Origin of the sequence: Bradyrhizobium sp. 141 (assembly GCF_023074055.1) — a bacterium.
GTDB lineage: Bacteria > Pseudomonadota > Alphaproteobacteria > Rhizobiales > Xanthobacteraceae > Bradyrhizobium.
Map to the genome: position 1 here is coordinate 63,132 of NZ_JADPKR010000103.1, position 17,158 is coordinate 80,289.

Sequence of the window (17,158 nt, forward strand, 5' to 3'; positions counted from 1 at the left end):
CGCTTCTCGTCAGGCCGATACTGCCTGTTCCGGCGGGGCATATGCAATGGCAAACGGCCCTGCCCGGTCAAATGGCGAGAATTCCCCCTCCGGTTGGGCCAGGCGGTCGGCCACGGCCCACAGCGCCGCGGGGTTCACCCCGAGCCCGATATGGCTCGCCAGGTACACCTCGATGTTCTCGGCACGGTCGGAGGGACGGAGCAAGCAGGTCCGCCAGTTCACGACACCGTCGGCGCGCGAATAGATCGAGGTTGCCGGCACCGGCAGATCGCCGGCGATCGCCTCGCGCGCTTCCGCAAAATCCTCGACCCGTTCGCCGGACAGTGCCTCGTAGAGCCGCGTGGCGTTGGTCGCCCGCACGTCGTTGGCAAAAGGGCTGCCGAGCGTGATGACATAGCGAACCTTGTCGGGCGCCCACAGCGCGAGATCGCGGGCATAGACGCCGCCGAGACTCCACCCGACCAGGCTGACCTTGCGCCCCGTAGCGGAATGGATTTCGACGAGACGGCTGCGCAGCGAATCCCGCATCCGCCCGAGGCCACCGAGATTGCGGCCCATTCGCCAGGCATGCGCCTCATAGCCGAGCTCGCTGAGATAGCGCCGCATCGGCATCATGGAGAGGTCGCTGGCGAGAAAGCCCGGCAGCGCCAGCACCGGATGGCCGTCGCCCCTGGGCGCGCGCATCAGAAGCGGCGACAGCAGCAGGCTGGCGTTGAATTCGAACAGGCCGCGAGCCTCGGCAAGCAGCAGGCCGAGGCCCGGCGGACGAAGCCGGTCTCTCTCCAGCGCCACGTCCGTCCCGGGCGACACTATTTCTTCTTGTCGCCGCTGCGCGGGCTGCCGAGACCGGCCATGGTGACGAACATGTCCTGAAACCGCTCCGCGATCTTCGGATCGAAGGTGAACCAGCTCTGGATCAGTGATTCCGGGGAGACCTTGTCGATGTTGGACATCATCTGTTGCTGCAGCTTGTCCATCACAGCGGTCTGCATCGGCATCACGTCCGGCAGGCCGAAGAACTGGCGGGCCTCGAGGGGGGTGCAGTCGATTTCGATGTTAACTTTCATGTCCCCTCCGGATTGAGATTCGAGCGGCTTGGCGCAGTATCGCCGCGAGTTGTGGTGCGACGCAAGCGACCTTATGCAGGCGCGACATGCCCCGTCCCGCAATTGGCCGATATGGTCAACCAAAGTCGAAAGACGCTGTCCTCTATGCCCGGCAGCACGGTCAGCATTGCTGCACAGCAGTGCAACTTGGCGCGTTCCTTGCTGGAATGGCGCTTGCACCGGTCGAGAACTCTGGGCAACATGGATTAATCGGCCGGCCGAACAATCAAAAACCACCGGCACGGCGGTGTGGAGAGGGTCAAGAATGTCAGTATGTCGGAGTCTGTTTGCGGCGGCGCTCGCCGGTACGTTTGCGTTGACGGTCTCGCCTGCGACCAGCCAGACGCTGCGCTATGCCAACCAGGGCGATCTGAAGTCGCTTGATCCGTACTCGCTGAACGAGTCCACCACCCACGCCCATCTCGGTCATGTCTATCAAGGCCTGACTGCACGCGACAGGAATCTGAAGATCATCCCCGCGCTGGCGGAGAGCTGGGAGACGCCGGAGCCGACCCGGTGGCGCTTCCATTTGCGCAAGGGCGTGAAATTCCACAACGGCGACCCATTCACCGCCGACGACGTCGTATTCTCCGCCGACCGTGTCCGCAACAAGAACTCCAACATGCAGACCCGGCTCGCGCCGGACGTCAAGGTCGTCAAGGTCGACGACTACACCGTCGATTTCATCCTGCCTTCGCCCAATCCCATCCTGCATAACTCGTGGGATGTCTGGTACATCATGGACAAGAAATGGGCCGAGGAAAACAAGGCCGTCGAGCCGACGCCGGTGTCCGCGACCTCGCCAAGCTATGCCTCGCTGCACGAGAACGGCACCGGTCCCTTCACCATCGAAAGCCATCAGCCCGGCGTGAAGACCGTATTCAAGGCCAATCCCAATTACTGGGGCAAGATGGAAGGTAACCTGAAGGAGATCGTCTTTACTCCAATCGCCTCCGACGCCACCCGCGTCGCGGCGCTGCTCTCCGGCGAAGTCGACGTCATCGAGCCGGTGCCGGTCCAGGATATCGCCCGCGTCGATGGAAGCCCGAACGCCCAGGTGCTGAAGGCGCCGGAGCTGCGCACCATCTTCATCGGCTTCGACCAGACCCGCGATGAGCTCCTCTATTCCAACATCAAGGGCAAGAACCCGTTCAAGGACGCCCGCGTCCGCGAGGCCTTCTACAAAGCCATCGACATCGAGCTGATCAAGACGCGCGTGATGCGCGGGCTGTCGACGCCGTCGGCCCTGATGATCGCTCCCGAACTGTTCCCACTCTCCAAGGAATTTACGCGGCCAAAATTGGACCCTGACGGCGCCAAGAAGCTCCTGACCGAAGCCGGTTATCCCGATGGTTTCGAGGTCACCATGGACTGTCCGAACGATCGCTACGTCAATGACGCCGCGATCTGCCAGGCCGTGGTCGGCATGCTTGCCCGCGTCGGCGTCAAGATCAATTTGCTGGCACAGCCCAAGGCGCAGTACTTCGCCAAGGTGCTGAAGCAAGGCGGCTACCAGACCTCGTTTTACATGCTGGGCTGGACGCCAAGCACGATGGACTCCCATAATGTGCTCTATGACATCATGGGCTGCCGCAACGATCCGAAATCCTCGCGTGGCGAGGCCAATCTCGGCGGCTACTGCAACAAGGAATTCGACGCCATCACCGACAAGGTGCTGGTCGAAACCGATACCGCCAAGCGCAATCAGCTGATCAAGCAGGCGTACGAGATCAGCATCAAGGACTGGGCCTACATCCCGCTGCACCAGCAGGCGCTGGCCTGGGGCGTATCGAAAAAGGTCGACCTACCGCAGCGCGCCGACAACCTGGTCATGTTCCACTGGGCGACCAAGAAGGAATAGCGCCACTTGAACACGAGGTCCCGGCGGCGTCAGGCTTCCGGGGCCTTTCCTTTTCCGGTCGACAGCGACGTCGGCCGGACGCCACCCAAGGAAAGTGGAAGGCATGCTCGCTTTCACTCTTCGCCGCGCCGTTCAGGCCGTCGGCGTCATGTTCGCCGTCGGCATCATCGCCTTCTCGATGTTCCGTTTCGCCGGCGACCCCGTCAACCAGATCGTCTCGATCGACACGCCGGCAGCCGAACGCGAGGCCGTGCGCAAGTCGCTCGGCCTCGACGATCCCGTGCCGGTGCAGTTCGTGCGCTATTTCGGCGATGCCGCGCAGTTCAAGTTCGGCGTCTCCTACCAGTTTCGTCAGCCGGTCTCGGCACTTTTGATGGAGCGCATGCCGGCGACGCTGGAGCTTGCGATCTGCGCGACCGTGTTCGCCATGGTGTTCGGCATTCTGATGGGCGTCTATTCGGCGCTCAAGCGCGACACCGTGCTCGCCAAATTATTTCAGGCGGTTTCATTGATCGGCATCTCGCTGCCGACTTTCCTGATCGGCATTCTGCTGATCTATCTGTTCGCGGTGACATTGGGCTGGTTGCCCTCGTTCGGCCGCGGCGAGGTGGTCAAGCTCGGCTGGTGGAGCACGGGTCTGCTCACGCTGTCGGGATTGAAGGCATTGATCATGCCCTCGATCACGCTCGGCCTGTTCCAGATGACCCTGATCATGCGCCTGGTGCGCGCGGAGATGCTGGAAGTGCTGCGAACCGACTATATCCGCTTCGCTCGCGCCCGGGGGCTGACCACCCGCGCTATCCATTTCGGCCACGCGCTGAAGAACACGCTCATTCCCGTGATCACGGTGGCCGGACTTCAGTTTGGCTCGGTTATTGCATTTTCGATCATCACCGAAACCGTGTTCCAATGGCCGGGCATGGGACTTCTGTTCGTGCAGGCCGTGCAAAATGTCGACATCCCGATCATGGCCGCCTATCTGCTGATGGTTTCGCTGATCTTCGTCACCATCAATCTGGTGGTCGACATCCTCTACACCGTGGTCGATCCGCGCCTGCGCGCGACCGTCGGCCGCGCCACATAAGGCAGCCCTGCATGTCCGACGCAGTCGCCTCCAACTCCGACAAGCAGAGCGCGCCGCCCGCGCATGCCGGCCGCAGCTGGCTCAGCCGCGCCCTCGACAGCGACATCTTCTACTCGTTCCGCCGCTCCAAGCTGACCATGGTGGCGGCGGCGATTACCGTGCTGTTCTTCCTGCTCGCGATCTTTGCATCCGCGCTCGCGGTGCAGAACCCGTTCGATCCGGCGCAGCTCCAGTTGATGAACTCGCGCATTTCGCCGCTCTGGACCGCCGACGGCCAGAGCCCGTTCCTGCTCGGCACCGACGAGCAGGGCCGCGACGTGTTCTCCGCAATTCTCTACGGCATGCGCATCTCGCTGGCCGTGGGCGTCGCCGGCGTGATCTTCGCCGGCGCGCTCGGCATCGCGCTCGGCCTGATCGCCGGCTATTTCGGAGGCGCGGTCGACGGCGTGATCATGCGGATCGCCGACGTACAACTCACCTTCCCCGCCATTCTGATCGCGCTGCTGGTCAATGGCATCGCGAAATCGATCCTCGGCAACCGGCTGGACGCCAACAGCATGCTGGTGGTGCTGGTGATCTCGATCGGCCTGAGTTTCTGGGTGGGGTATGCCCGGACGGTGCGCGGCTCCGTGATGGTCGAGAAGAACAAGGACTACGTGGCCGCCGCGCAGCTGATCGGCCTGCCCGCGCCAAAGATCATGCTGCGACACGTGCTGCCCAACACGATGGGTCCGATCCTGGTCATCGCCACCATCAACCTTGCGCTGGCCATCATCACCGAGGCGACGCTATCCTTCCTCGGCGTCGGCCTGCCCGACACCATGCCCTCGCTTGGCACGCTGATCCGCATCGGCAACAACTATCTATTCGCGGGCGAATGGTGGATCGTCGCTTTCCCCGGCATCGCGCTGGCCGGGCTGATCCTGTCGATCAACCTACTCGGCGACTGGCTGCGCGACGCGCTCAACCCAAAACTTCGATGAGCAAACCTTTGATAAGAGCGCCTCGCCCATGACCGAGCCGGTTCTCTCCGTGCGTAATCTTCGCGTGGAGTTCGCCTCCCGCCGCGGCACGCTGCGCGCCATCGACGATGTCTCCTTCGACATTGCCAAGGGCGAGGTGTTGGGCGTGGTCGGCGAATCCGGTGCCGGCAAATCCGTCACCGGCCTCGCCGTGATCGGCCTGATCGACCCGCCCGGCCGCATCGCCGGCGGCGAGATCCATCTCGCCGGCCTGCGCATCGACGATCTGCCGCCGGAGGAGATGCGCCGCATCCGTGGAAAGCGGATCGGCATGATCTTCCAGGACCCCCTCACCTCGCTCAATCCGCTCTACCGGGTCGGCGACCAGATCATCGAGACGATCAGAACCCACCTGAACCTGTCCGAGACGGCCGCCCGCCGCCGCGCCATCGACCTGCTCGCCGAGGTTGGTATTCCCGCGCCGGAAAAGCGCATCGACGGCTATCCGCACGAATTCTCAGGCGGCATGCGCCAGCGCGTCGTGATTGCGCTGGCGATCTGCGCCGAGCCCGAGCTGATTATCGCCGACGAGCCGACCACCGCGCTCGACGTCTCCGTGCAGGCGCAGATCATCTCGCTGATCAAGCGCCTGGGCCGCGATCACGGCACGGCCGTGATGCTGGTGACGCACGACATGGGCGTGATCGCGGAGACCTCCGACCGCGTCGCGGTGATGTATGCCGGCCGTGTCGCCGAGATCGGCCCGGTGCAGGACGTCGTGAAGAACCCCCTGCACCCTTACGCCAAGGGCCTGATGGGCGCGATCCCGACGCTGGCCGGCGACGACAAGCGCCTCATGCAGATTCCCGGCTCCATGCCGCGCCTCTCCGCGATCCCGCGCGGCTGCTCGTTCAATCCGCGCTGCGCCTTCGCGTTCGACCGCTGTCGTGTTGACCGGCCGGAGCCGCTGCCACGCGGCGCGCAATCGGTCGCCTGCCATCTCTATGACGATGTGCCGGCGGAGAGCGCGGCATGAGCGCCCCCTTCGTTCAGGCCAGGGATCTGCGCCGCGTCTTCGACGTCTCAAAACCCTGGCTCAACCGCGTGCTCGAAGGCGGGCACCTCGAATATCTCAAGGCTGTCGATCACGTCGCATTCGATATCAGGAAGGGCGAGACCTTTGCGCTGGTCGGCGAATCCGGCTCGGGCAAGACGACGGTGGCGCGGATGGTCGTGGGCCTGCTGCCGCCCAGCTCCGGCGACGTCCTGATCGACGGCATCTCGATGACGGATCCGCGGCAGGCGCCGGCACGCCGAAAGCTGCGCCGCCGCATCCAGATGATCTTCCAGGACCCCTATGCGAGCCTGAACCCGCGCTTCCGGGTGGATGCCATCATCTCCGAGCCGATCCGCGCTTTCAACCTGATCCAGGGCGAGCGCGACATCCAGGCCCGCGTCGGCGAGTTGCTCAGCCTTGTCGGCCTGCATCCCGACGACCGGCTGAAGTTTCCGCACGAATTCTCCGGCGGCCAGCGCCAGCGCATCGCGATCGCCCGGGCGCTCGCCTCCGACGCCGAGTTCATCGTCTGCGACGAGCCGACCTCGGCGCTCGACGTCTCCGTGCAGGCGCAGATTCTCAATCTGATGCGCGACCTCCAGGACAAGTTCGGCCTGACCTACATGTTCATCAGCCACAACCTCGCCGTGGTCCGCCACATGGCGAGCCGCGTCGGCGTGATGTATCTCGGCCGCATCGTCGAGATCGCGGAGGGGCGCGAGCTGTTCGCTCGTCCGCGCATGCCCTACACCAAGATGCTGCTGGGCGCAGTGCCTGATCTCGCCATGAGCGGCCGCCAGCGCATTCCGGTGAAGGGCGAGATCCCGAACCCGATCAACCCGCCCTCCGGCTGCGCCTTCAATCCGCGCTGCCCGCTGGCGTTCGACCTCTGCCGCAAGGAGACCCCGGAACTGATCGACGGGGTCGCCTGCCACGCGGTGAACACCGCGCCGGTCCCGGCGTGACGCGCGCGTGCCATGCTAGCAGCGCATTGGCGGCGCGGCATCGCCTGTGATCAATTGCGCGCGCCGCAAATGAGGTAGCCTATGGCCAGCAACGTCAATCCCGATCCCTTCACGACACGCCCCGAGATCGAGGGCACGTTCGGGGTCGTCGCCACCACGCACTGGATCGCGACCGCCGTCGGCATGGCCATCCTGGAAAAGGGCGGGAACGCCTTCGATGCCGGCGTCGCCACCGCCTTCACGCTGCAGGTGGTCGAGCCGCATCTGAACGGCCCCGGCGGCGACGTGCCCATCATCGTGCACGACGTCAAGCGCGCGCGCACCGAGGTGATCTGCGGCCAGGGTCCGGCGCCGGCACGCGCCACCATCGCGCATTACAAGAGCGAAGGCCTCGATATGGTGCCGGGCACCGGCCTGCTCGCGGCCTGCGTCCCCGGCACCTTCGAATCCTGGATGATGCTGCTGCGCGACTACGGTACGATGCGCGTACGCGATGTGCTGGAGCCCGCGATCTCCTATGCGCGCGACGGCTATCCATTGGTCGAGCGCGCCTGCGCCACCATTCAGACCGTCGCGCAGCTGTTCCGCAAACACTGGCCAACCTCGGCCGCAGTCTACCTGCCCAATGGCGAGGTGCCGAAGCCCGGCACGCTCTTCACCAACAAGACGCTGGCCGCGACCTACGCCCGCATTCTCAGCGAAGCCGAGAGCGGCGGCGGCGGCCGCGACGCCGAGATCGAGCACGCGCGCAAGTCGTGGTCGCAAGGTTTCGTCGCCGAAGCCATCGACAGGTTCTGCCGGACGCAGGAGGTGATGGACGTCAGCGGCTCGCCGCATCGCGGCGTGCTCTCGGCCGACGACATGGCGCGCTGGCAGCCGACAATCGAGGCGCCGCTCACCTACGACTATGGCCGCTACACCGTGTGCAAGGCCGGCGTCTGGAGCCAGGGCCCGGTGACACTGCAACAACTGGCCCTACTAAAGGGCTTTGCGCTCGATGGGCTCGATCCGACCGGACCCGAGTTCATCCACCTCCAGATCGAATGCGCAAAGCTCGCCTTCGCCGACCGCGAAAAATTCTACGGCGACCCAAAATTCAGCGAGATCCCGATCGCGACGCTGCTGTCGGACGCCTACAACGATGAACGTCGTAAGTTGGTTACCGAGAAAGCTTCGCTCGATCTCCGGCCTGGCATGGTGGAGGGCCTTGGCGGCGTGGTCAAACTGCGCCGCGCTGAAGGCCAACGCGAGGCGGTGGGCGCGCTTGGCGCCGGTGAACCAACCGTGGGGCGCTTCGGCGAGGTGCGCGGCGACACTGTGCATTTCGACATCATCGACAAAGCCGGCAACATGGTGTCCTCGACGCCGTCAGGCGGCTGGCTGCAATCCTCGCCTGTCATTCCCGAGCTGGGTTTCTGCCTCGGCAGCCGCGCACAAATGTTCGATTTGGAGGAGAACCAACCGAGCTCGCTCGCACCGGGCAAGCGGCCGCGCACGACGCTGTCGCCGACCATGGCGCTGCGCGATGGCGAGCCGTACCTCGCCTGGGGCTCACCCGGCGGCGACCAACAAGATCAGTGGATCACGCAGTTCTTCCTGCGCCACGTCCATTGCAACCTCAATCTCCAGGAAGCGATCGACGCGCCCGCCTGGCACTCCGAGCATTTCCCGATCTCGTTCTGGCCGCGCACCGCGCGCCCCGGCGTGCTCGTGGTCGAGAACCGCGTGCCCAAGGCGACGATCGAGAACCTCCGCGAGCGCGGGCACATCGTCGAGGTCGGCCCCGACTGGTCCGAAGGCCGCCTCACCGCGGCCTCGCGCGTGGGTCTGCGCCGGCGCGCCGCCGCCAATCCGCGCGGCATGCAGGGTTACGCGGCGGGACGCTGAAGGGCGCTCAGATCACCACTTCCCGCATCACCCGGCGGCAATCCATCTCGTATTCGAGATCGACCACAGGCGGCCGGGCGAAATGCCAGGTTAGGCCGGAGCGCAACGCGCCGCGCCGGACCAGTTCGTCGGCGAGCGCGTGGTGGAAGTCGTGCACGGAATAGGCCTGCACCGCGGTCGTGTCGTTCCAGCCGAAGCCGAAGGCCGCCATCCGGTTTTCCATCTGCGACGTCGTCGTGAAGCGCACCTTCTCCCGCAGCCCCTCCGGGCTGAGATCGCGGTAGCGCACGGTGCGCTCGACATAGGTGCCGCTGCCCTCGCCCGCCTCGGCGCCGCCTGATATCACGAAGCTCGGCGTTGTCGAGCGGGTCGGGCGCGTAAAGGAGAACGCGTAGAACGACGGCTCGGACGGCGGGTCGATCTCGGGACAGACATTGCTGCGCGCCACCGGATTGGTGGTGCCGTCGAAGATGCCCCATTCCGACAGCGTCTTCACATAGTGCAGGTTGAACGCGCGAAAGCCCTCTTCGCTGAATGCCGCGGGCGAACGCAGCTCGCAGGCGCAGAACGCGGTCAGCGGACGACCTGCCTCCTGGATGAATTTTGCAGCCAGCGCAAACCCTTCCGCGAGCGGCACCAGGCGGTCGAAGCGGACACGCTCGATCTCGTAGCCGTCGTCCGCGGCGGCACCCGCTGAATATTGAAACACGGACGGAATGAAGCGGTAATTGCCGGCAGAGAAGTCACGAATCATATCGAACCCCTATTCCAGTTGCATGCGAACGCCCTTGGCGCCGTTGAGCAGGCGCTTCAGGTGAAAGCCGGCCAGAGAATCGTCGGCGTGCATGCCGACCAGCGCGGCAAAGGCCGGCATGGCCGCGGCATCGCCGGCCTCCATCTTGGCGAAAGCCTCCGAATACAGCGCCGTTTCCGGCGCTTCGAATTTGGCTTGTGGCAGCGGCTCGAACGCGCGCAACGGCTCGCTGCGTCCGCGCAGCATCAGCTCCCCGACGGCGCGGCCTTTAAAGTTGTCGGCCGCCTCGGCGACGCTGCCGCTGACGCAAATGCGGGTGCCCAGATGCTTGTTGGCGGCCTCCAGCCGCGCCGCGATGTTGATGGAATCCCCATACGCGGTGTAGTCGAAGAAGCGATTTCCGCCGAAATTTCCGACCAGCGCTGGGCCCGCGTGAATGCCGATGCGGGTGGCACCGAAGGTGACGCCCATGGCGCTCTGACGCGCGCGAAAGTCCTGCGCCCAGGCATCGAGCTCATGGGCGCAAGCGACCGCACGCGTGGCATAATCCGGCTGATCGCCGGGCGCATTGAAGAGCACCTGGATCGCATCGCCGATGATCTTTGCGACCGTCCCCTCATGCTCAAAGACGATCTCGGTCATGCCGCCGACATACTCGTTGAGCAGCTTGCCCAACGTCTCGGGCGGCGCGCTTTCCACCAATGAGGTGAAGCCGGTAATATCGGTGAAGATGGTGGCGACATCGCGCCACTGCACTTCGATCCCCTCGCCGTCGCCGCTTGCGGCCAGACGCTTGGCAAGTTCGGGCGAGAAATGACGCGACAACGCGGCATGGGCGCGCTCGGCTTCCATCTGGCGCCGCCGCACGTCGCGCAGCATCTCCACATGGCGGATGGTCTTCTCGATCGTGGCTTCCAGATCGGCGAAGTCGATTGGCTTGGTCAGGAAGTCGAACGCGCCGCGATTCATGGCGGTGCGGATATTGCTCATGTCGCCATAGGCGGAGACGATGATAGTCGACTTCTTCTCCTCGGCCTCCTGGAGCTTCGCGAGCAGCGACAGGCCGTCCATCCTGGGCATGTTGATATCGGAGACCACCATGTCGACATGCGGATTCTGCTCGAGCGAGGCCAGCGCATCGAGGCCGTCGCGAGCAAACATGATATCGATCTGTCCGTCGCGAATCTGCCTGCGGAACTTTTGCAGGATCAGCGCCTCGAGATCCGGCTCGTCGTCGACGAAGAGGATGGTCGCAGTCATGCGGCTTGCTCGAGCCTCGTATCGATCTCCTGCCGCAGCAGCGCAAAGTCGATCGGCTTGGTGAGGAGCCCGACGGCGCCGCGCTCGATCGCCTTGCGCCGCGTCTCGGCGTCGCCATAGGCCGTGATCATGATGACGGGAACGTCCGGATGCGCGGCACGCACCTTCGGCAGCATGTCGAGCCCACTCATGCCGGGCATGTTGATGTCGGACAGGATCAGGATCAACGAGGGATCGCGAACCTCCGCGGCGCGCTTGAGTGCATCGGGCGCAGAGGAGGCGAACTCCATCTGGAAGCGGCCGGCGCGCAACTCGCGCCGGAACTGCTGCCGGAAAAGCGCCTCGACGTCGGGCTCGTCGTCGACGACCAGGATGTAAACGTTCACGACTTGCCTCCGGAAGTGCCGCCCGCCGCCATCGTGCGCGGCAGGGTGATGATGAATTCGGTAAATACACCTTGTGTGGTGTTCACGTCGATGGTGCCGCCGTGCTGCTTCACGACGATATCATGGCTCATGGACAAGCCGAGCCCGGTACCCTCGCCGACCGGCTTGGTGGTAAAGAAGGGATTGAACATCCTCTCCTTCACCTCGGGTGGAATCCCCGTGCCATTGTCGCGGATCCGGATTTCGACCTTGCCGCCGAGGTCTTTGGTTGTCGCGCTCAAGGTGGGCTCGAAGGCCTCGCCCGCGCTCTCCCGACGCTTGGCAGTGGCATAGAAGCCGTTTGAGATCAGGTTGAGGAAAACACGCGTGATCTCCTGCGGATAGATGTCGACCATGCCGGCAGCGGGATCCAACTCGCGCTCCAGCGTGACGTTGAAGGACGGTCGTTCGGCGCGCGCGCCGTGATAGGCGAGATTAAGGCTTTCCTCCACGACCGCATTGATGTCGACGGCGCGATGCTCGCCGGAGCCCTCGCGCGAATGCAGCAGCATGTTCCTGACGATGGAATCGGCGCGCTTGCCATGCTGCACGACCTTCTCGAGGTTGCTTCTGAGCATCCCGGTCAGCTCGTCGACCTCGTGCCTCGTTTTGTCGTCGAGCGCGGCCGATTGCAAGGTCTCGTTGAGCTCGTCGATCAGTTCGGTCGAGACCGCGGAGAAATTGTTGACGAAGTTGAGCGGGTTCTTGATCTCGTGGGCGATGCCGGCAGTGAGCTGGCCGAGCGAGGCGAGCTTCTCGGTCTGGACCAGGCGATCCTGGGCGGCGCGCAGGTCGTCGAGCGACTGCGATAGCTCTCTGGTGCGCTCCTGGACCTCCTCAAACAACCGGACATTCTCGATCGCGATCAGGGCCTGATCGGCAAAAGTGGTGGCGAGTTCGATTTGCTTTGCACTGAACGGCCGCACCTCGTGTCGCGTCAGGACGAACACCCCGATCGGTGCTCCCTCTCGCAACAGGGGCACGCCCAGCATCGTACGTACGTTCGAGCGCCTTCGAGCGGACGAGGGCGCAAATTCCGGGTCGGCCTGCACATCCGGGACATGAACCGTCTTGGCATCGAGCAGCGTACGGCCGACCACGCTTCCCCGTTCCGGCATAGACGCGAATGTCCGAAGCTTGTTTTCCTGCTCCGCGTCGAGCCCGCAGCTTGCCGCCAAATAGAAAACGCCATCGCTGGGCCGAAAGATCGTCCCCTCATCCGCGTCGCACAACCGGGCTGCCGAGCCAACAAGCGTGTTCAGCACGGTTTGCAGGTCGAACGCCGAACGGCTGATGACTTTCAGCACATCGGCGGTCGCCGTCTGCTGCTGCAAGGATTCGCTCAATTCCGCCGTCCGCTGCTCGACTTTCTTTTCCAGGTCGGCATAGGATTCCTGCAAGCGCGCGCCCATGTCGTTGAACTGGTCGGCAAGTCCTTCGAGCTCATCGCCGGTCCGGATCGAAATGCGCTGGGAGAAGTCGCCACCGCCGATCCTTTCGGCGCCGCTGCGCAGCGCCTGGATCGGCCCGACCATGCGGCGCGCCAGGAAAATCCCGGCGAGCACCGCGAAAATCGATGCTGCGAGCAGCACGATCGCAAGCCGCTGCAGCGAGGCGTAGAGCGAAGCGTAGGCTTCCTCGACCGGCAATTCCACGAACATGGTCCAGCCGAGCGGCGCGATAGGGGCGGAGGCGGTCAGAACCTTCTGCCCCTGGATGTTGGTCGCCTCCTGCAAAGCCCCCGGCATGGTGCCGCCACCGGCCTGGGCACCGCGCACCTGCTCGAGCCTGGACATGTCGGTATTGCGCAGCACCAGACTGATGTCGGGATGCGCGATCAGGCGCCCCTCCGGCCCCACCACATAGGCATGTCCATGCTCGCCAACCTTGATCTGGGAGACGACGTCCCAGATCAGCTTGAGATTGACCTCGGCGATACTGACCCCTGCGTCCTTGCGCGCGCCGGCCAGTGCCAGCGTCATGTAAGGCTCGGACTCCCGGCGGAAATAGACCGGGCCGTAATAGACCTTGTGCGCGACCGCCTCGGTGAACTTCGGATCGCTGGACAGGTCGATCCCGCTCTCGATCGCATCCATCGCCAGCCGCGAGACCCGCAACCGTTCCTTGCCGGTCGAATCGACCTGGGCGAGCTCGGTGATCCCGGGCACCTGACGCAGCAGCCGCAGCGCGTCGAACCGGCGCTGCTCGATCGAACCCGCCGACCACGGCAATTGCGTGGTCCAGCCGAGCTGGCTCTCGATCTCCTTGACGAACTGGCCGATCTTGGCCGCAGCCGCCTCGGCCTGCTCATGCTGGACCCGGATCAGCGAAGCCTTGTGCTCGCGATAATAGAAGAAGACCTCGAACAGGCCGTTGGCCAGCAGCGCGATGGCGACGACGGCCACGAACAGCGCAACATATTTGGTGAACAGCCGGGTCCTGATCCCGCGTCCCGCCGCCGCGCCCGAGGCAGCGCCATCCGGGGCCGCACTCGGCAGCGTCCTGGCTTGCGGGGTGTCGGGATGGAGGGAAAGGCTCATCCCTCGGAACCTAGCAAGAAGACCGGGCCTTGTCTCTCGCAAGCGCGGGAAGGCCCCCGACCGATGGCCGCGGCGCCGAATTGCCGATGCGGCGGCACAACGAAAAAGGGCGGCAACGGTTTGGCCGCTGCCGCCCTCCGGTTCGCTTGTTAGCGGCTTCAGGTCGGCCGCAGGGCCTTGGCGTCGAGGTCGAGTTCGGCAACCTGCTTGTTCCGCTCGGAATCGGCCGCCGCGCGGTGGTCGGTCGCCAGCACCACGTACACCGCCGGCAGCACGAACAGCGTGAACAGCGTGCCGATCGACATGCCGGCGACGACGACCAGACCAATCGAGAAGCGGCTGGCCGCGCCTGCGCCGGTCGCAGTCAAGAGCGGGATCAGGCCGGTCACCATGGCGGCCGTCGTCATCAGGATCGGCCGCAGGCGGATACGGGCCGACATCTCGATGGCCGAGCGGCGGTCGAGCCGCTCATTGACCTGGAGCTCGTTGGCGAACTCCACCATCAGGATGCCGTGCTTGGTGATCAGGCCGACCAGGGTGAGCAGACCGACCTGGGTGTAAATGTTCATGGTCGCGACGCCGAAGAACAGCGGGATCAGCGCGCCGACGATCGCCATCGGCACCGAGATCATGATCACCAGCGGGTCACGCAAGCTCTCGAACTGCGCCGCCAACACCAGGAAGATGATGATCAGCGCGAAGCCGAAGGTGATCGCGAGCTGGTTGCCTTCCTGCACGTACTGCCGGGAGTCCGCGAGATAGTCGTGGCTGAACCCTTGCGGCAGCTTCTTGGCCTCGCCTTCGAGGAAGTCGACCGCCGCGCCGACGGTCACGCCGGGCATCGGCACGGCCGAGAAGGTCGCCGAATTGAGCTGATTGTAGTGCGTCAACGAGTTCGGATCGGTCTTGGTCTGGATCGACACCACCGTCGACAGCGGAAGCTGCTGGCCGGTGTTGGTCGTCACATAGTAGCCACCGAGCGATTCCGGCGACAACCGCTTGGTGCGCGGCACCTGAGGGATCACCTGGTAGGACCGGCCCTCCAGATTGAAGCGATTGACGTAGTTGCCGCCGAGCAGCACCGCGAGCGTGGCGCCGAGGTTCTGCATGTTGACGCCAAGGTCCTGCGCCTTGCTGCGGTCGATCGTCACCTTCACGTTTGGTTGGTTGTAGGCAAGATCGCTGTCGGAAACGATGAACATGCCGCTCTTGCGCGCAGCGTCCTTCAGCTTCTCCATCTGCTCATAGACCGTCTGGAAGCCGGCGGTGGAGTTGATGACCATCTGCACCGGCAGGCCGCCCGGCCCGCCCGGGAGCGGCGGCAGGTTGAAGGCGAAGGCCTGCACCCCCTCGATCTTGGAGAGCTCGGCCTGCACCAGCGGCTTCAGCTGGATCGACGAGCGCTTGCGCTCGTCCCAGGGCTTGAGCAGCATGCCAGCGATGCCGCCCTGCGGGCCGTTGATGCCGTTCAGCACGAAGCGCAGATCGGTCTCGGGGAACTGCTGGAATTTCTCGTCGAGTTTCTCGCCGTAGAAATCGACATAATCGATGTTGGCGTATTTCGGTGCCTTGGTCACCGCGAACACGATGCCCTGGTCTTCCTCCGGCGCCAGCTCCTTTGACGTGTGCATGTAGAGGAAGCCGACGAGCCCGAGGATGGTCACCGCGAACAGGCCCGTGATGGCCTTGTAGTCGAGCGAGCGGTCGAGCCTGCGGCCATACCAGCGCGTGAGTGCGCCGAACACCTTATTGACGCCCTTGGCGAAGCGGCCCTCTTCGGTATTCTTCAGCAGCACCGAGCACATCATCGGCGACAACGTCAGCGCGATCACGCCCGACACGATCACCGAACCGGCGAGCGTGAACGCGAATTCGCGGAACAGCGAACCGGTGAGGCCGCCAAGGAAGCCGATCGGCGCGTACACAGCGGCGAGCGTGATGGTCATCGAGACGACCGGACCTACGATTTCACGCGCACCTTGCAGCGACGCCTGGACCGGCGTCTTGCCCTCCTCCAGATGGCGATGGATGTTCTCCACCACGACGATAGCGTCGTCGACCACGAGGCCGATCGCCAGCACCATCGCGAGCAGGGTCAGAAGGTTGAAGCTGAATCCCAGTGCCAGCATCAGCGTGCAGACGCCGATCATCGACAGCGGGATGGTGACGACGGGAATGATGACCGAACGCAGCGAGGCCAGGAACAGGAAGATGACCACGATCACGATGATCACGGCTTCGCCCAGCGTCTTCTCCACCTCTTCGATCGAGGACTGGATGAACTTGGTCGAGTCGTAGGCGACCTTCATCTTCATCGACGGCGGCAGATTGCGCTCGAGCTCGGGGAACAGTGCGCGCACGCCCTTGACCAGCGTCAGCGGGTTGCCCTGCGGGGTCGCCTGCACACCGATGAAGATCGCGTGCTCGCCGTTGAAGGCGACGCTCGCATCCGTGCTTTGGGCGGCAAGTTCGACGGTGGCGATGTCCTCCATCCGCACGAAGCCGCCATCCTTGGCCTTGACGATCATCTTCTTGAACTGGTTGACGTCAGTCAGGCCCGTGTTCGTCGAGACGTTCGAGACGATCAAATAGCCCTTGGTCTGGCCCGCCGCGGACTGGAAGTTGTTGGCGGTGATCGCCGCAGCGACGTCGCCCGGCGACACATTGCGGCCGGCCATCTTCTCGGGATCGAGCCACAGACGCATTGCGAAGGTCTGGCCGCCCAAAATGTCGGCGGAAGCCACGCCATCGACGGTCGACAGCACCGGCTGCACCACACGCGTCAGATAATCCGAGATCGCCGAGCCCGAGAGCTCCTCGGACGAGAAGCCGAGATACATCACGGCCGTGGTCTGGCCCGTGGTCTTGGTGACGATCGGGTCGTTGGATTCCTTCGGGATCAGGTACTTGACCGAATTCGTCTTCGCCAGCACCTCAGTGAGCGCCTGGTTCGGATCGAAGTTCAGCTTGATGTAGACCTGGATCGTCGACGTGCCGAGCACCGAGGACGAGGTGATGTAGTCGACGCCCTCGGCGGACGCCACCGCCTGCTCGATCGGCGTCGTGATGAAGCCCTGGATCAGGTCCGCGGACGCGCCCGGATAGACGGTCGTGATGTTGATGACCGTGTTCGACAGCTTGGGATATTGCCGGATCGGCAGCACCATTGCCGCACGCAGGCCGATCAGCAAGATCAGCAGGCTGACGACGACCGACAGAACCGGGCGCTTGATGAAAATATCGGTAAGGGCCATCGC

13 protein-coding genes are annotated in these 17,158 nt (G+C 64.2%); 6 read left to right on the top strand and 7 right to left on the bottom strand.

Annotated features, from left to right (window positions below; genetic code table 11):
- Positions 1 to 9: 9 nt before the first annotated feature.
- Positions 10 to 810, bottom strand: a complete 801-nt coding sequence (locus tag IVA81_RS31730; protein WP_247325355.1) for an alpha/beta hydrolase — start codon at positions 808 to 810, stop codon at positions 10 to 12.
- A complete protein-coding gene (locus IVA81_RS31735; RefSeq protein ID WP_071915885.1) occupies positions 810 to 1,067 on the bottom strand; it encodes a DUF6489 family protein in 258 nt (85 codons plus the stop codon). Before IVA81_RS31735 ends, IVA81_RS31730 begins: the two co-directional genes overlap by 1 nt.
- 304 nt (positions 1,068 to 1,371) lie before the next feature.
- Here IVA81_RS31735 and IVA81_RS31740 point away from each other — a divergent pair, with 304 nt between their 5' ends.
- The 6 genes from IVA81_RS31740 (at position 1,372) to IVA81_RS31765 (ending at position 8,922) form a co-directional block, all read left to right on the top strand.
- Positions 1,372 to 2,967: an ABC transporter substrate-binding protein gene (locus tag IVA81_RS31740; protein WP_247325357.1), complete on the top strand. Its 1,596-nt coding sequence runs from the start codon at positions 1,372 to 1,374 to the stop codon at positions 2,965 to 2,967.
- Between the two features lie 103 nt (positions 2,968 to 3,070).
- Entirely contained in the window at positions 3,071 to 4,051 is a 981-nt protein-coding gene (locus tag IVA81_RS31745; RefSeq protein ID WP_247325360.1) for an ABC transporter permease, read from the top strand.
- 11 nt (positions 4,052 to 4,062) lie between these two features.
- Entirely contained in the window at positions 4,063 to 5,034 is a 972-nt protein-coding gene (locus tag IVA81_RS31750) for an ABC transporter permease (protein ID WP_247325362.1), read from the top strand.
- Positions 5,035 to 5,062: 28 nt separating this feature from the next.
- Entirely contained in the window at positions 5,063 to 6,049 is a 987-nt protein-coding gene (locus IVA81_RS31755; protein ID WP_247325368.1) for an ABC transporter ATP-binding protein, read from the top strand.
- Positions 6,046 to 7,035, top strand: a complete 990-nt coding sequence (locus IVA81_RS31760) for an oligopeptide/dipeptide ABC transporter ATP-binding protein (protein WP_247325369.1) — start codon at positions 6,046 to 6,048, stop codon at positions 7,033 to 7,035. The genes IVA81_RS31755 and IVA81_RS31760 overlap by 4 nt, the downstream gene beginning before the upstream one ends.
- An 81-nt stretch (positions 7,036 to 7,116) precedes the next feature.
- The gene (locus IVA81_RS31765) at positions 7,117 to 8,922 is read left to right on the top strand and encodes a gamma-glutamyltransferase family protein (protein WP_247325370.1); all 1,806 of its coding nucleotides are present in this window, start codon (positions 7,117 to 7,119) and stop codon (positions 8,920 to 8,922) included.
- Positions 8,923 to 8,929: 7 nt separating this feature from the next.
- Here IVA81_RS31765 and IVA81_RS31770 read toward each other — a convergent pair whose 3' ends face one another.
- The 5 genes from IVA81_RS31770 to IVA81_RS31790 form a co-directional block, all read right to left on the bottom strand.
- Positions 8,930 to 9,676: a hypothetical protein gene (locus tag IVA81_RS31770; RefSeq protein WP_247325371.1), complete on the bottom strand. Its 747-nt coding sequence runs from the start codon at positions 9,674 to 9,676 to the stop codon at positions 8,930 to 8,932.
- 9 nt (positions 9,677 to 9,685) lie between these two features.
- Positions 9,686 to 10,936 (bottom strand): adenylate/guanylate cyclase domain-containing protein, encoded by a 1,251-nt coding sequence (locus IVA81_RS31775; protein WP_247325372.1) that lies wholly within the window; start codon positions 10,934 to 10,936, stop codon positions 9,686 to 9,688.
- Positions 10,933 to 11,322, bottom strand: coding sequence for a response regulator (locus IVA81_RS31780; protein WP_018315558.1), 390 nt, complete (start codon positions 11,320 to 11,322; stop codon positions 10,933 to 10,935). The genes IVA81_RS31775 and IVA81_RS31780 overlap by 4 nt, the downstream gene beginning before the upstream one ends.
- On the bottom strand, positions 11,319 to 13,901 hold the full coding sequence (locus IVA81_RS31785) for a cache domain-containing protein (protein ID WP_247326042.1): 2,583 nt from the start codon (positions 13,899 to 13,901) through the stop codon (positions 11,319 to 11,321). Before IVA81_RS31785 ends, IVA81_RS31780 begins: the two co-directional genes overlap by 4 nt.
- A gap of 158 nt (positions 13,902 to 14,059) precedes the next feature.
- A complete protein-coding gene (locus IVA81_RS31790) occupies positions 14,060 to 17,155 on the bottom strand; it encodes a MexW/MexI family multidrug efflux RND transporter permease subunit (RefSeq protein WP_247325373.1) in 3,096 nt (1,031 codons plus the stop codon).
- Positions 17,156 to 17,158: the final 3 nt, after the last annotated feature.

Bases quoted from the DNA above. Each gene is read 5' to 3' on its own strand.
- IVA81_RS31735 (WP_071915885.1), bottom strand. From the start codon at position 1,067: ATGAAAGTTAACATCGAAATCGACTGCACCCCCCTCGAGGCCCGCCAG.
- IVA81_RS31740 (WP_247325357.1), top strand. From the start codon at position 1,372: ATGTCAGTATGTCGGAGTCTGTTTGCGGCGGCGCTCGCCGGTACGTTT.
- IVA81_RS31745 (WP_247325360.1), top strand. From the start codon at position 3,071: ATGCTCGCTTTCACTCTTCGCCGCGCCGTTCAGGCCGTCGGCGTCATG.
- IVA81_RS31750 (WP_247325362.1), top strand. From the start codon at position 4,063: ATGTCCGACGCAGTCGCCTCCAACTCCGACAAGCAGAGCGCGCCGCCC.
- IVA81_RS31755 (WP_247325368.1), top strand. From the start codon at position 5,063: ATGACCGAGCCGGTTCTCTCCGTGCGTAATCTTCGCGTGGAGTTCGCC.
- IVA81_RS31760 (WP_247325369.1), top strand. From the start codon at position 6,046: ATGAGCGCCCCCTTCGTTCAGGCCAGGGATCTGCGCCGCGTCTTCGAC.
- IVA81_RS31765 (WP_247325370.1), top strand. From the start codon at position 7,117: ATGGCCAGCAACGTCAATCCCGATCCCTTCACGACACGCCCCGAGATC.
- IVA81_RS31770 (WP_247325371.1), bottom strand. From the start codon at position 9,676: ATGATTCGTGACTTCTCTGCCGGCAATTACCGCTTCATTCCGTCCGTG.
- IVA81_RS31775 (WP_247325372.1), bottom strand. From the start codon at position 10,936: ATGACTGCGACCATCCTCTTCGTCGACGACGAGCCGGATCTCGAGGCG.
- IVA81_RS31785 (WP_247326042.1), bottom strand. From the start codon at position 13,901: ATGAGCCTTTCCCTCCATCCCGACACCCCGCAAGCCAGGACGCTGCCG.
- IVA81_RS31790 (WP_247325373.1), bottom strand. From the start codon at position 17,155: ATGGCCCTTACCGATATTTTCATCAAGCGCCCGGTTCTGTCGGTCGTC.